Genomic DNA, 12,812 nt, shown 5'->3' with positions numbered 1-12,812 from the left:
ACGCAACATGACTGACACAGAATCCAAAAAAGCCATGCCGGAAGAGGAACAGACCGGACTCAGTCGGCGCGGTTTTCTGGGCAGCAGTGCCGTCACCGGTGCGGTGCTGGCGGGTGCCGCGACGTTGGGCGGCGCAGTGTTCAGCCGCGAGTCGTGGGCGGCAGCGGTCAAGGATGCGCAGGCGAAAATCCATGTCGGCCCCGGTGAGCTGGACGAATACTACGGCTTCTGGAGCGGTGGTCATCAGGGCGAAGTGCGGGTGCTCGGTGTGCCGTCGATGCGTGAGTTGATGCGTATTCCGGTGTTCAACGTCGACTCGGCCACCGGTTGGGGCCTGACCAACGAAAGCAAGCGGGTCCTGGGCGACAGTGCAAAGTTTCAGAATGGCGATTGCCATCACCCGCACATCTCCATGACCGATGGCAAGTACGACGGCAAGTACCTGTTCATCAACGACAAGGCCAACTCCCGTGTCGCGCGCATCCGCCTGGACATCATGAAGTGCGACAAGATCCTCACCGTGCCGAACGTGCAGGCCATTCACGGCCTGCGTCTGCAAAAAGTGCCTTACACCAAGTACGTGTTCGCCAATGCCGAATTCGTCATCCCGCACCCCAATGACGGCCGCACCTTTGACCTGCAAGACAAGAACAGCTTCACCATGTTCAACGCCATCGATGCCGAGAAAATGGAGATGGCCTTCCAGGTGATCGTCGATGGCAACCTGGACAACTCCGACGCCGATTACACCGGCAAGTACGCCGCGTCCACTTGCTACAACTCGGAGAAGGCTTACGACCTTGGCGGCATGATGCGCAACGAGCGCGACTGGGTCGTGGTGTTCAACATCCCGCGCATCGAGGCCGCGATCAAGGCTGGCAAGTTCATCACCCTGGAAGATTCGAAAGTACCGGTGGTCGACGGTCGTAAAACCGATGGCAAGGACTCCGAATTCACTCGCTATATCCCGGTGCCGAAGAACCCCCACGGCCTCAACACCTCATCCGATGGCAAGTACTTCATTGCCAACGGCAAGCTGTCGCCGACGGTCTCGATGATCGCCATCGACCGGCTGGATGACCTGTTCGCTGATAAATTCAAGGACCCGCGCGAAGTTATCGTCGCCGAACCGGAACTGGGCCTGGGGCCTTTGCACACCACCTTCGACGGTCGCGGCAATGCCTACACCACGCTGTTCATTGACAGTCAGGTGGTGAAGTGGAACATGGAGGAAGCGATACGTGCCTACAAGGGCGAGAAGGTCAATTACATCAAGCAGAAGCTCGACGTGCAGTACCAGCCTGGCCATAACCACGCCTCGCTGACCGAAACCAGTGAAGCGGATGGCAAGTGGCTGGTGGTGTTGTGCAAATTCTCCAAGGACCGCTTCCTGCCGACCGGGCCGCTGCACCCGGAAAACGACCAGTTGATCGATATTTCCGGCGAAGAGATGAAGCTGGTGCATGACGGCCCTGCGTTTGCCGAACCTCACGATTGCATCCTGGCGCGCCGGGACCAGATCAAGACCCAAAAGATCTGGAACCGCAACGACCCGTTCTTCGCCGCCACCGTAGAGCTGGCCAAGAAAGACGGGATCAACCTGGAGACCGACAACAAGGTCATCCGCGACGGCAATCATGTGCGGGTCTACATGACCTCCATGGCGCCGGCCTATGGTCTGACCGAGTTCACCGTCAAGCAGGGCAACGAGGTCACCGTGACCATCACCAACATCGACCAGATTGAAGACGTGACCCACGGTTTCGTCATGACCAACCATGGCGCCAGTATGGAGATCAGCCCGCAGCAAACCTCGTCCATCACCTTTACCGCCGACAAGGCCGGCCTGCACTGGTACTACTGCAGCTGGTTCTGCCATGCGCTGCACATGGAAATGGTCGGCCGTATGAAGGTCGAGCGAGCCTGACGGTTGCCAATCAACGGGAGCAGGCCGATGACCGAAATCAAGGAAAGTCCGGTGAAGGCCATTGCCCTTGTGCTCCTGTTGATGTCAGGCGGGGCACTGGCGGCGGTGCAACCGATCACCACGTTGCCGTTGCGGGTTGACGCGCAACAACGCTGGCACCTGCCGGCGGGCGAGTACCGTGGCTCGTTCAGCGTCGATCAACCGATGCAGATCCTCTGCGAGCCCGGCGCGGTGTTTCAGGCGCAAGGGCAGGGTAACGGCGTGATCGTCAGCGCGCCCGATGTGCGGATCGAGGGCTGTACCTTTCTGGATTGGGGGCACGACCTTACCGCCATGAATGCGGCGGTGTTCCTCCAGCCCAAGGCCCGTGGCGCGGTGATCAAAGGCAATCGTATGCAGGGCCAGGGTTTCGGTATCTGGGTCGACGGTACGCAGGATGCGAGCCTGATCGACAACCGCATCCAGGGGGATCCGGCGCTGCGCTCACAGGATCGCGGCAACGGTATTCATCTGTACGCGGTGCATGGCGCCCGGGTCATTGGCAATCAGGTGCGCGACACCCGCGATGGCATCTACATCGATACCTCCAACGGCAACTTGCTGCAGGGCAACACCCTGGAAGACCTGCGTTACGGCGTGCATTACATGTTCGCCAACGACAACCAATTGATAGGCAACACCACCCGCCGTACCCGCACCGGCTACGCCTTGATGCAAAGCCGCAAGCTTACGGTGATCGGCAACCGCTCCGAACAGGATCAGAACTACGGCATCCTGATGAACTACATCACCTATTCAACCTTGCGCGACAATTTCGTTACAGACGTGCGCGACGGCTCGACCGGCGACAGCATGATCAGCGGCGCCGAAGGCAAGGCGTTGTTCATCTACAACTCGCTGTTCAACAGCATCGAACACAACCACTTTGAGCACAGCGCCGTGGGCATTCACCTCACCGCCGGCTCCGAAGACAACCGCATCGCCGACAACGCCTTTGTCGGCAACCAACGGCAGGTCAAATACGTCGCCACCCGCTTGCAGGAATGGTCGGTGGATGGCCGGGGCAATTACTGGAGCGATTACCTGGGCTGGGATCGCAACAACGATGGCCTGGGCGATATCGCCTATGAACCCAACGACAACGTCGACCGCCTGCTGTGGCTGTACCCGCAGGTGCGGCTGTTGATGAACAGCCCCGGGATCGAATTGCTGCGTTGGGTGCAACGGGCCTTTCCGGTGATGAAATCGCCGGGCGTCCTGGACAGCCATCCGCTGATGAATCCCACCACACGACCCCTGACCCAGGAGCCCACCGCATGAACGTCATCGATATGGAAGGCGTCAGCCAGCGCTATGGGTACACCACCGTGTTGCATCAGTTGAACCTGAGCCTGGGCGAAGGCGAAGTGCTGGGCTTGTTCGGTCACAACGGCGCGGGCAAGACCACCAGCATGAAACTGGTGCTCGGCCTGCTTCAGGCCAGCGAAGGGCAGGTCAGGGTGTTCGGCCGCTTGCCCAGTGATCCGCAGGTTCGGCGTTTGCTGGGCTATTTGCCGGAGAACGTGACCTTCTATCCGCAGATGAGCGGCCTGGAGACCTTGCGTCATTTCGCCCGACTCAAAGGCGCAGCACCCGCGCAGGTGGACGTGCTGCTGGAGGAAGTAGGCCTGGCGAACGCGGCACATCGACGGGTCAAAACCTACTCCAAGGGCATGCGCCAGCGCTTGGGACTGGCGCAAGCCTTGCTCGGCGAGCCGCGCTTGTTGCTGCTCGACGAGCCTACCGTCGGTCTCGATCCGATCGCCACTCAAGACCTCTATCGGTTGCTCGACCGGCTACGCAGCCAGGGCACCAGCATCATTCTCTGTTCCCACGTATTGCCGGGCGTCGAGGCGCATATCAACCGTGCCGCGATTCTGACCCAGGGGCGCCTGCTGGCCCTCGGCAGTCTGCGCAGTTTGCGCGAGGAAGCCGGGTTGCCGACGCTGATTCGCGCCAACGGCCTCAAGCACGCCGGACCCTTGCAGGCATCCTGGAACAACGCCGGGCATGTCACCCAGCGCTGGGGCGTGGAGGGCCTTGAAGTGGCTGCGCTCAATGGCAACAAATTGGATCTGTTGCGCCAATTGCTCAATGAGCACGAGCCGGCCGACGTGGAAATCGACCCACCCTCCCTGGAGGACATCTACCGCTATTACATGGGCCGGGCCGGTGCGACCCCCAGTGGAGAGACCGTATGAACCCGATCTGGAACATGGCCCGCAAGGAATTCAATGACGGTTTGCGCAACCGCTGGTTGTTGGCGATCAGTCTGTTGTTCGCCGTGTTGGCGACTGGCATCGCCTGGTTGGGGGCGGCGGCTTCGGGGCAATTGGGCTTCACCTCGGTGCCCGCCACCATCGCCAGCCTGGCCAGTCTGGCGACATTTTTGATGCCGCTGATTGCCTTGCTGCTGGCCTATGACGCCATCGTCGGCGAAGACGAAAGCGGCACGTTGCTGCTGTTGCTGACCTATCCGCTGGGACGTGGGCACATTCTGCTCGGCAAATTCGCAGGCCACGGATTGATCCTGGCGCTGGCGACCCTCATCGGCTTTGGCTGCGCGATGCTCGCAATTGCCGTGCTGGTGGAGGACGTCGAACTGAACCTGCTGCTCTGGGCGTTTGGACGATTCATGCTGTCGTCGACGTTACTGGGCTGGGGCTTTCTTGGGCTGGCCTATGTGCTGAGCAGTGTGTCTGCCGAGAAATCCACCGCCGCCGGGCTGGCGCTGGGGGTGTGGTTCTTCTTCGTGCTGGTGTTCGACCTGGCGCTGTTGGCACTGCTGGTGCTCAGCGAAGGTCAGTTCAACCCGAAGGTACTGCCGTGGTTACTGCTGCTCAACCCTGCCGATGTCTATCGCCTGATCAATCTTTCCGGTTTCGAGCCCGGCGCCGGCAGCGCTGGCGTGCTGACCCTGGGCAGCGATTTACCTGTACCGGGCTCGATACTCTGGTTGTGCCTGTTGCTGTGGGTGGCGGTGCCTTTGGGCTTGGCCTGGTTGCTGTTCCGTCGACGGGCGACATGAATTCATACCTTGGTTTTTGGAGCATCTGACGATGAGTAATCTTTATTCGACGACGGTACGCGCCGTGGCGGGCCTGATGGTCTGTCTGCTGCTGGCGGCCTGTGACAAACCGGTGCAAGCCACCTACAGCGACGCCGCCGCTGCCTTCCATCCCAGTGATGAATGCCATGTTTGCGGCATGATCATCGACGGCTTCCCCGGGCCCAAAGGCGAAGTGGTCGAGCGCAGCGGCATCAAGAAATTCTGCTCTACGGCGGAGATGATCGGTTGGTGGCTGCAACCGGAAAATCATCATGGCGAGGCCCGGTTGTATGTCCACGACATGGGCCGCAGTCCATGGAACACCCCCAATGATGCCCATCTGATCGATGCCAAGGATGCGTTTTACGTGGTCGGCACCCAGCTCAAAGGCGCCATGGGTGTGGTGTTGGCGTCTTTCTCCAGCCAGCAGGCTGCGGAAAAACTGGTCGCCGACCAGGGCGGTCGTGTGCTGCGGTTCAGCGAGATCGATCAGGCGGTGCTTCAGCAGCAGACAGCGATGTCGCACTCGACTCATTGATCGGCCGATTATCCGACGGGTCATTGAGAAAATCTGATCGCCGTCAAGTCGGTATTTCTGCGTCTGTTCAAAGATAGGGGCTCACCACGTCACCAGTGCTTGGCATTAACGATGCCCAGGAGAACATGATGCAAACCGAGTTTCAGGATCGTCTGGCGGTGATCACCGGCGCCAGCTCCGGGATTGGCCTGGCGTTGTGCGCCGCGCTGTTGCCGCGTGGGGTCAAGGTGCTGGCGATGTCACGCACCGTCGGTGAATTGCCAGCCCTGCAGCAGATTTACGGTGAACGGCTGCAATGGTGCGCCGGGGACGTCACGTGCGAGGAAGACTTGCAAGGGCTGGCCCGGCGGGCGGCGGCGCTGGGGAGGGTGGATTATCTGGTGCCCAACGCGGGCATTGCCGAAATGGCCGACAGCCTGGACATGCCGGCCTTCCAGCGCCAATGGGCGGTCAACGGTGCCGGGGCGCTGAATACCCTGGCGGCATTGCGCGGTGAGTTGGCGAGTCCGGCTTCGGTGGTGTTTGTCGGTAGTTTTCTGACCGGTTCGAGCTTTCCCGGTCTGGCTGCCTGCATTGCCAGCAAGGCCGCGCTGGCGGCTCAGGCGCGCACATTGGCGGTGGAGTTCGCGCGTTATGACGTGCGCATCAATCTGGTCTCGCCGGGGCCGACCGCGACCTCGATGTGGGACAGCCTGGGGTTGAGCGACGGGGAACTCGATGACGTCGCTGATACCCTTGGCAAGCGTCTGCTGCCTGGTCATTTTCTCGATGCGTCGGCGGTGGCTAATGTGATTATTTTTCAACTGTCTCAAGGCGCACGGGGTGTCTATGGGCAGGATTGGAAGGTTGATAACGGTTATACCTTGGGGTGATGGGTGAACTCACAATTTTGCGGATGTTCCTGGAGCCCTTGTGGGAGCGGGCTTGCTCGCGAAAGCGGCGTGTCGGGTGACATAGGTTTTGATGGTGTACATATCCGTTGCTGCGGTCACGGCTACTTAGGGTTCCGCTCTTACAGCGGGTTACTTTGAAAAGCGCAAAGTAACCAAACGCTTTTCGCCCCTGACGTACGGTGGCTCGCCTAGGCTCGCCATACCCTCACTCCGGTCCTGCTCCGTGGGCCCGCCGCCATCGGCCATCCATGGCCGGGGGCGGCTAACCCGGCATCCATGCCGGGTTGCCCACTGCGCAGAACCTGCGTTCGGCCTTCCGACGGAGCAGGTCAAAATCAAAATCAAAAGCCAGATCAAAAGCCAAAGCGAGGCGGCCTGATAGCCGACCTGATGTCCGTCAAGGTCATCGGCGGTGGACACCTATGTCATGCCCGCCAGAAATCCAACTGTGGGAGCGAGCCTGCTCGCGAAAAACGTCCGGACACCGCGTTCATTCAGACAGCACGCGTTATCGTTGACGTCCTTCGCGAGCAGGCTCGCTCCCACAGGGGAGTGCGTACGCTTGAAATGATAGGCCGGCCGGTAGGCCGCCTCGCGGTGCTTTTGCGGTAGTCGCCCCCTCGAGAGGCCGAGTGGAGGTTCTGCGTAGTGGGCAACCCGGCATGGATGCCGGGTTAGCCGCGCACGGCCATGGATGGCCGATCGCGGCGGGCCCACGGAGCAGGACCGGAGCGAGGGCATGGCGAGCCTAGGCGAGGCACCGAACGAAAGGGGCAAAAGCGCTTTGGTTACTTTCGCGCTTTTCGAAAGTGACCCGCCGTAAGGGCGGAACCAATAGCAGCCGTTACCGCAGCAACGGATATGTACATCAAGACCTAATGCGAAGTCCCCTCCACAAACTCAATCTTGTTCCCCACATTATATTTGCCCGACGGCTTGTTCATCGGCAGTCGCTTAACCTCCTCAAGCGTATTGCTGTCATACACAATCAACGCGCCATCGGTGGCCCAGACGCTCAGCAACAAGTAGCGACCATCGCGAGTGAACTCAACGTGGGCGGCCGTCTTGCCAGGCATTGGGCGCAAGGTGTGGGCGATTTCCAGAGTCTGCTTGTCAATCAGGTGGATCGCATCGTTATCAGGGCCGAAGAACACGTCGGTCCAGGCATACCGCGAGTTAACGTGACTGCGCATAAAGAACCCCGGCCCCAAGGTCGGAATTTCCTTGATCAGTGTCCAGGTCTTGAAGTCGATGACCGAGATCAGTCCCTTGCTGATATTCGGCGTGGCGAATACCCACTCACCGTTACGTTTCCAGTAGGTCCCGGACCCCAGATGCGGCATGCCCGGCAGCGGTATGTCGGTGACCACCTTGCCACTGTCGAGGTCGATCACCTGGCCGCCCTTGGCCTTGCGTGATGTGGCCAGCAGTTGCTTGTAGTCCGGTGAAAAGGAAAAGTCGTCCAGCCTATCCTCGGCCTGGATGCGGCGCGGTTCGAAGTCCGGTGTGCCGGCGCTCGACAACTCCCAGACTTCCTTCACATCCTTGAGCGCCACGATGAAACTGTCCCGTGGCGGCGCGGTGTAGACCGCGCTGACCCGTGATGCGGTGCCGTCCTGGCCGATTGCCGGGATGGTTTTGACCAGCGACAGATCGCGAGCATCGAGCACCACCAGATTGCCCGGCAGATAGTTGCCCACCAGCACCCAGCGGCCATCCTTGCTCACCGCGAGGTTGCGGGTATTGAGCCCGGCGCGGACCTCGGCGATCAGCTTCAGGTTGTGCAGGTCGTACAGGCTGACCCAACCATCGCGTGAGGCGACGTAGACGAAGCGTCCATCCGGCGAGAACTTCGGCCCGCCATGCACCGCAAAGTGCGAAGCAAACCGCGCCAGCACGTCGAAACGATCGCCATCGAGGATATCGATGTGATGGTCGCCGGCTTCCACCACCACAAACAGGTTCAGCGGATCGGCACCATGCTGGGGTGTGTCGGGCAGTTTGCTGATATCGGCGAGGAGGGAATGACTGCCGCGAATGTCGTCGTTACTCCAGGTGGGCGGGGTGGCGGGTGGTTGCTGAAGGTAATCAACCAGCGCGTCGATCTGCGCGGGACTGAACACATTGGCATACCCGGTCATCTGGCTTGCGGTGCGGCCGTTCTGGATGACACTGCGGATTTCATCGGGTTTGATCCGGCTCAGACTCTCCGGCAGCAAGGCCGGCCCCGTACCGCCGAAACGGTTGGCGCCATGGCAGCGTTGGCAATGTTGTTGGTAGAGGTCGGCAGCCGCGTCGGAGGATGGAACCGTTGCGCCGGCATGGGCCGCGCCGACCCATAACAATGGGGCAAGCAGCATGCGCCTCATATCGCCACCTTGCCGTGGCGTTGCAACACGGGAGCAGAGTAAAAGCGCGCCGGGTATTCCTGCTGTTGGGTGGCGAACAGATCGACTACTTTGCCGATCACCGTCAGCGTCGGAATGCCCGGTGGGCAATCCAGCGCCAGGGTCGGCAGCTGGTGCAGCCTGCCTCGGGCGACGTGCTGGTCGGGACGCGTGCCATTGCTGATCAGCGCCGCCGGTGTATCGGCGGCCATTCCGGCTTCGATCAAGCGCTGGGCGATAATCCCGAGGTTCGATAACCCCATGTAAAACACCAGGGTCTGGCTACTGTCGGCGAGGCTGCTCCAGGGCAGTTGCAACTCACCGTCGCGCTGCAAGTGGCCGGTGATGAATCGACAGGAGTTGACCAGGTCCCGGTGGGTCAGCGGAATGCCCGCATAAGCACTGCAGCCGGAAGCGGCGGTAATGCCCGGGACTACCTGGCAGTCAATGTTGCGTTGCAGCAGATACTCCAGTTCCTCGGCGCCACGGCCGAAGATGAACGGGTCGCCGCCCTTGAGCCGGACCACGCGCTGCCCCTGATCGGCGAGGTCGGCGAGCAGTTCGTTGATTTGTTCCTGGGGCAGACTGTGGCAGCCGCTGGCCTTGCCGACGTAATGCCGGGCGCAGGTGAGGGGGATCAACGTCAGCAGCTCGGGGCTGATCAGGCGGTCGTAAACCACGGCGTCGGCCTGCATCAACAGGCTCCAGGCACGCAGGGTCAGCAGGCGTGGATCACCGGGGCCGGCGCCGACCAGGGCCACTTCGCCCGGTCTGAACGGAGACGCAAGTGCGGCCGGTAAAACAATCGATGGGTGCATGGGACGTCCTTGGTTCTTCATCAGGTTGGCCGGCCCCATCCTTTGCCGGATGGCTCGCCAGGCGGGTGCTTCAGTGCATGACGCAAGGGATGGTCATTAATGGCGGCATACCGATTTCTTCATCGCTGAGGTGGCAACCGGGGTCCTGACCCCAGAGGTCGCCTTCGGCCCAGGCGCGGGTGCGGGTATTGCCGTTGCAGATGTTCAACCAGCGGCATTGGCCACAACGGCCACCGACGGCGCGCGGATGCACACGCAGCTGCTGCAACAAGGCGTCCGGCTGGTCCAGCCAGAGCGTGCGAAACGGCGTGTGCCGGACATTGCCCACCGAGTGCTGCCACCAATAGGTGTCGGGGTGCACTTCGCCGGTGTTGTCGATGTTGGCGATGCCGCTGCCCGAGGCGTTGCCGCCCCAGGCCCGGAGCATGTGTTCCAGGCGCGGGTAATGTTCGGGTAGATGCAGGCCCACCCATTGCAGCAAGAGAATCGCATCGGCATCGTTGTTGCCGCTGACAAAATCGCTGTCGCGACCGTGCTCGATGTCTTCCCAGGCCTGTTCGAAGATCAGCGTCATCGCCTCGCGGCTCATCTGCTGTTGCGCGTCGAGTTTGCGGCTGCGTTTGCCGCGACCGCTGTAGTTGAGGTGCGACAGATAAAACTTCTGCACGTCGTACTCGCGCATCAGCGCCAGCAATTGGGGCAGTTGTTGATGGTTCTCTTGGGTCAGGGTGGTGCGCAGGCCGACGCGAATTCCCTGTTCACGACAGAGACGGATCGCCCGCATGGAACTGGCAAAACTGCCCTTCAATTGGCGGAAGGCGTCATGGGTGGCTTCCAGGCCATCGATGCTGATCCCGACATAGTCGAAATTCGCCGCGCGGATCTTTGCGATGTTCTGCTCATTGATCAGCGTGCCGTTGGTGGACAACGCCACAAAGAAACCCTTGTCGCGGGCGTAGGCGCTGAGCACAAACAGATCGTCGCGCAACAACGGTTCACCGCCGGAAAGAATCAGGACCTTCACACCGGCGTCGTGCAGATCGTCGATCACGGTCAGCGCGGCAGGGGTATCCAGTTCGTCGCGAAAGACACTGTCGGCGGACGTGGCGTAACAGTGTTTGCAGGTCAGGTTGCAGCGCCTGAGCAAATTCCAGATCACCACCGGCGGCCGGTTGCTGCCCGGTGGGCTGGTTCTGGGGGCAGGCGCCTGGCCGGTCAGGGCACGCAGGTATTGGCTGATCCTCAACATGCAAATCTCCTTGAACACGCGCGTGTTCAGCGTGGCACTGGCGGTAGCCGCAAACCGGTTTTCTTCAGGATGCGGCTGCTCACCAGCATCTCGTCGGCGGCGCAGGCGTCGCCCAGCAAGTAGCGCAGGTGTTCGCGGTAGCTGTCGATTTCCTCGCGGCTGCGACCATGAACCATGGCGAACAGGTTGTAGCGCCACGCGGTTCGTCGTGGGCGTCGATAACAGTGGCTGACGAAGGGCTGCGCACCGATCAGCGCGCCGAGGCGCGGCATGTCCGTGTCGCGCACATCCCAGACGGTCATGCCGTTGTAGCGATAGCCCAGGCGATAGTGGTTGGGGACGGCGGCGATGCGCCGGATGGCGCCCTCGGCCTGCAAGCGCTTGAGCAAATCCAGGGTGGATTCGATGCTCAGCTCCAGCTGTTCGGCGAGCCAGGCCCACGGGTCGTCCAGCAATGGCAGGCCGGCCTGGGTCAACTCGATCAGACGCTGAGCCAGGGTGTCTTCAGACCGGGAAGTACAGACCGACATGGTACGTCTCCTCTTTGGGCAAATTGAGCAGCGGCAGGCCGGTCAGGGTTTCGATGTGTTGCAGGGTCTCGGCGATACCTTGTTCGGTCGGGCAGCCGAGCACGAACCACATGTTCCAGGCGTGTTCGCGTCGGTAGTTGTGCGCCACTTCAGGCAGGGCGTGCAGTTGCTCGGCGACCTCGTCGAAACGTTCTTCCGGTACCGCCAGCGCCGCGAGGGTGAAGGCGCCGCCCAGGCGTTCGATGTCGAACATCGGGCCGAAGCGCGTGAGCATGCCGTCTTCCAGCAAATCATGGAGGCGGTCGAGCAGTTCGGTGCTGCTGCTCTCCAGTTCGGCGGCCAGTGCCTGCCACGGGTGGCGCACCAGCGGCAGGCCCAGTTGCAAGCGGTTGATCAACCGACGGTCGAGGTCATCCATGGGTAGGGGCTCCGGTTGGCGAGGGTGCGAAGCGGCCGCCGCACTGTTTGAACGCGTGAGTGCTGAACAGCAATTGGTGGGGCAGGTCGCTCAGCAGGTGTTCTTCCAGCAACGTCTGGATCTGCGCTTCGACCCGCTCACGTTGGCGCCCGTGAACCATGCAGAACAGGTTGTAGCGCCACTGCGGCAGACGCCGCGGCCGTTGGTAGCAGAGGGTGATGCCGGGCGCTCGCCCCAGGCGCTGGCCGACTTCGTCGATCAGCGCGTCCGGAACATCCAGCACCAGCATGGCGTTGGCGGTAAAACCCAGCGCGCGATGGTTGAGCACCAGGCCGATCCGGCGAAACAGCCCTTGCTCATGCCACTGATGCATTTGCGCGAGCACCTGGTTTTCGTCGGTGTCTATCCGTTCGGCAAGGGCCTGATAGGGACGCGATACCAGCGGCAATCCGCCTTCCAGATGCCGACGCAGCGCCAGTGCCTGTTTGGGACTCAACCCCGACGTCATGGGCTTTCTCCCAGGGCAAAACCAAGGTCGATGCGGTAAGCGGTCAACATCGGCAGATCCAGCGGCATGAGGCCGGTGTCTTTCTCGAGTTGTTCGAGAACGCGTTCGATGTGTTGGCGATCGGGGCCGGTCAGTACAAACCACAGGTTGTAGAAATGCTCCCGCGCGTAGTTATGGTTGACCTCGGGGTATTGGCTGACGTGCTCGGCGACCTGTTGCAAGCGTTCGGCGGGCACGGCGAGGGCGGCGAGGGTGCTGGCCCCGGCGCGACTGTGTTCGAACACCGGGCCGATCCGTGAAAGGGTGCCGGCCTGATCCATTTCTTCCAGGCAAACCATCACCTGGGCCACGCGGCAACCGAGAATCCGCGCCATCTCTTTGTAAGGTTCCGCGCACAGCGGCATGCCATGCTGGAAGCGGTCGATCAGTTGGCGGCTGAGCAGGTCGAGGTTCATT

13 protein-coding genes are annotated in these 12,812 nt (G+C 61.3%); 6 read left to right on the top strand and 7 right to left on the bottom strand.

The features are described 5' to 3' along the window. The first annotated feature begins 7 nt into the window (after positions 1–7). The 6 genes from nosZ (at position 8) to ACZ3HH_RS01340 (ending at position 6,425) form a co-directional block, all read left to right on the top strand. Positions 8–1,927: a TAT-dependent nitrous-oxide reductase gene (gene nosZ, locus ACZ3HH_RS01365; RefSeq protein ID WP_465802336.1), complete on the top strand. Its 1,920-nt coding sequence runs from the start codon at positions 8–10 to the stop codon at positions 1,925–1,927. Between the two features lie 27 nt (positions 1,928–1,954). Beyond that, on the top strand, positions 1,955–3,247 hold the full coding sequence (locus ACZ3HH_RS01360) for a nitrous oxide reductase family maturation protein NosD (protein ID WP_465802334.1): 1,293 nt from the start codon (positions 1,955–1,957) through the stop codon (positions 3,245–3,247). Next, on the top strand, positions 3,244–4,167 hold the full coding sequence (locus ACZ3HH_RS01355; protein WP_465802332.1) for an ABC transporter ATP-binding protein: 924 nt from the start codon (positions 3,244–3,246) through the stop codon (positions 4,165–4,167). Before ACZ3HH_RS01360 ends, ACZ3HH_RS01355 begins: the two co-directional genes overlap by 4 nt. Further along, positions 4,164–4,994, top strand: coding sequence for an ABC transporter permease (locus tag ACZ3HH_RS01350; protein ID WP_465802331.1), 831 nt, complete (start codon positions 4,164–4,166; stop codon positions 4,992–4,994). Before ACZ3HH_RS01355 ends, ACZ3HH_RS01350 begins: the two co-directional genes overlap by 4 nt. Positions 4,995–5,025: 31 nt before the next feature. After that, entirely contained in the window at positions 5,026–5,553 is a 528-nt protein-coding gene (locus tag ACZ3HH_RS01345; RefSeq protein WP_465802329.1) for a nitrous oxide reductase accessory protein NosL, read from the top strand. 128 nt (positions 5,554–5,681) lie between these two features. Further along, positions 5,682–6,425: an SDR family NAD(P)-dependent oxidoreductase gene (locus ACZ3HH_RS01340; RefSeq protein WP_465802327.1), complete on the top strand. Its 744-nt coding sequence runs from the start codon at positions 5,682–5,684 to the stop codon at positions 6,423–6,425. Between the two features lie 896 nt (positions 6,426–7,321). On the opposite strand, the gene ACZ3HH_RS01335 is transcribed toward ACZ3HH_RS01340, so the two are convergent. The 7 genes from ACZ3HH_RS01335 to ACZ3HH_RS01305 form a co-directional block, all read right to left on the bottom strand. Next, positions 7,322–8,815, bottom strand: a complete 1,494-nt coding sequence (locus ACZ3HH_RS01335) for a cytochrome D1 domain-containing protein (protein WP_465802326.1) — start codon at positions 8,813–8,815, stop codon at positions 7,322–7,324. Then, complete coding sequence (gene cobA, locus ACZ3HH_RS01330; RefSeq protein ID WP_465802324.1) at positions 8,812–9,651, bottom strand: uroporphyrinogen-III C-methyltransferase; 840 nt, start codon at positions 9,649–9,651, stop codon at positions 8,812–8,814. Before cobA ends, ACZ3HH_RS01335 begins: the two co-directional genes overlap by 4 nt. A 70-nt stretch (positions 9,652–9,721) precedes the next feature. Beyond that, complete coding sequence (nirJ, locus tag ACZ3HH_RS01325; protein ID WP_465802322.1) at positions 9,722–10,900, bottom strand: heme d1 biosynthesis radical SAM protein NirJ; 1,179 nt, start codon at positions 10,898–10,900, stop codon at positions 9,722–9,724. Between the two features lie 26 nt (positions 10,901–10,926). Continuing rightward, entirely contained in the window at positions 10,927–11,430 is a 504-nt protein-coding gene (ahbB, locus tag ACZ3HH_RS01320) for a siroheme decarboxylase subunit beta (protein ID WP_465802321.1), read from the bottom strand. Beyond that, a complete protein-coding gene (locus ACZ3HH_RS01315) occupies positions 11,405–11,848 on the bottom strand; it encodes an Lrp/AsnC family transcriptional regulator (RefSeq protein ID WP_367375176.1) in 444 nt (147 codons plus the stop codon). The genes ahbB (ACZ3HH_RS01320) and ACZ3HH_RS01315 overlap by 26 nt, the downstream gene beginning before the upstream one ends. Continuing rightward, positions 11,841–12,356: a siroheme decarboxylase subunit beta gene (gene ahbB / locus ACZ3HH_RS01310; protein ID WP_465802318.1), complete on the bottom strand. Its 516-nt coding sequence runs from the start codon at positions 12,354–12,356 to the stop codon at positions 11,841–11,843. Before ahbB (ACZ3HH_RS01310) ends, ACZ3HH_RS01315 begins: the two co-directional genes overlap by 8 nt. After that, on the bottom strand, positions 12,353–12,811 hold the full coding sequence (locus ACZ3HH_RS01305; protein WP_465802316.1) for an Lrp/AsnC family transcriptional regulator: 459 nt from the start codon (positions 12,809–12,811) through the stop codon (positions 12,353–12,355). The genes ahbB (ACZ3HH_RS01310) and ACZ3HH_RS01305 overlap by 4 nt, the downstream gene beginning before the upstream one ends. Position 12,812: the final 1 nt, after the last annotated feature.

It is taken from the genome of Pseudomonas sp. PME37.24/025, from assembly GCF_055556615.1.
The sequence above is the reverse complement of the archived record's forward strand: the minus strand, read 5'-3'. Positions and strand labels throughout refer to the sequence as shown.

Coding starts and splice junctions, on each gene's coding strand:
- nosZ (WP_465802336.1), top strand. CDS start 8: ATGACTGACACAGAATCCAAAAAAGCCATGCCGGAAGAGGAACAGACC.
- ahbB (WP_465802318.1), bottom strand. CDS start 12,356: ATGACGTCGGGGTTGAGTCCCAAACAGGCACTGGCGCTGCGTCGGCAT.
- nirJ (WP_465802322.1), bottom strand. CDS start 10,900: ATGTTGAGGATCAGCCAATACCTGCGTGCCCTGACCGGCCAGGCGCCT.
- ACZ3HH_RS01360 (WP_465802334.1), top strand. CDS start 1,955: ATGACCGAAATCAAGGAAAGTCCGGTGAAGGCCATTGCCCTTGTGCTC.
- ACZ3HH_RS01345 (WP_465802329.1), top strand. CDS start 5,026: ATGAGTAATCTTTATTCGACGACGGTACGCGCCGTGGCGGGCCTGATG.
- ACZ3HH_RS01315 (WP_367375176.1), bottom strand. CDS start 11,848: ATGGATGACCTCGACCGTCGGTTGATCAACCGCTTGCAACTGGGCCTG.
- ACZ3HH_RS01305 (WP_465802316.1), bottom strand. CDS start 12,811: ATGAACCTCGACCTGCTCAGCCGCCAACTGATCGACCGCTTCCAGCAT.
- ACZ3HH_RS01355 (WP_465802332.1), top strand. CDS start 3,244: ATGAACGTCATCGATATGGAAGGCGTCAGCCAGCGCTATGGGTACACC.
- ACZ3HH_RS01335 (WP_465802326.1), bottom strand. CDS start 8,815: ATGAGGCGCATGCTGCTTGCCCCATTGTTATGGGTCGGCGCGGCCCAT.
- ACZ3HH_RS01340 (WP_465802327.1), top strand. CDS start 5,682: ATGCAAACCGAGTTTCAGGATCGTCTGGCGGTGATCACCGGCGCCAGC.
- ahbB (WP_465802321.1), bottom strand. CDS start 11,430: ATGTCGGTCTGTACTTCCCGGTCTGAAGACACCCTGGCTCAGCGTCTG.
- ACZ3HH_RS01350 (WP_465802331.1), top strand. CDS start 4,164: ATGAACCCGATCTGGAACATGGCCCGCAAGGAATTCAATGACGGTTTG.
- cobA (WP_465802324.1), bottom strand. CDS start 9,651: ATGCACCCATCGATTGTTTTACCGGCCGCACTTGCGTCTCCGTTCAGA.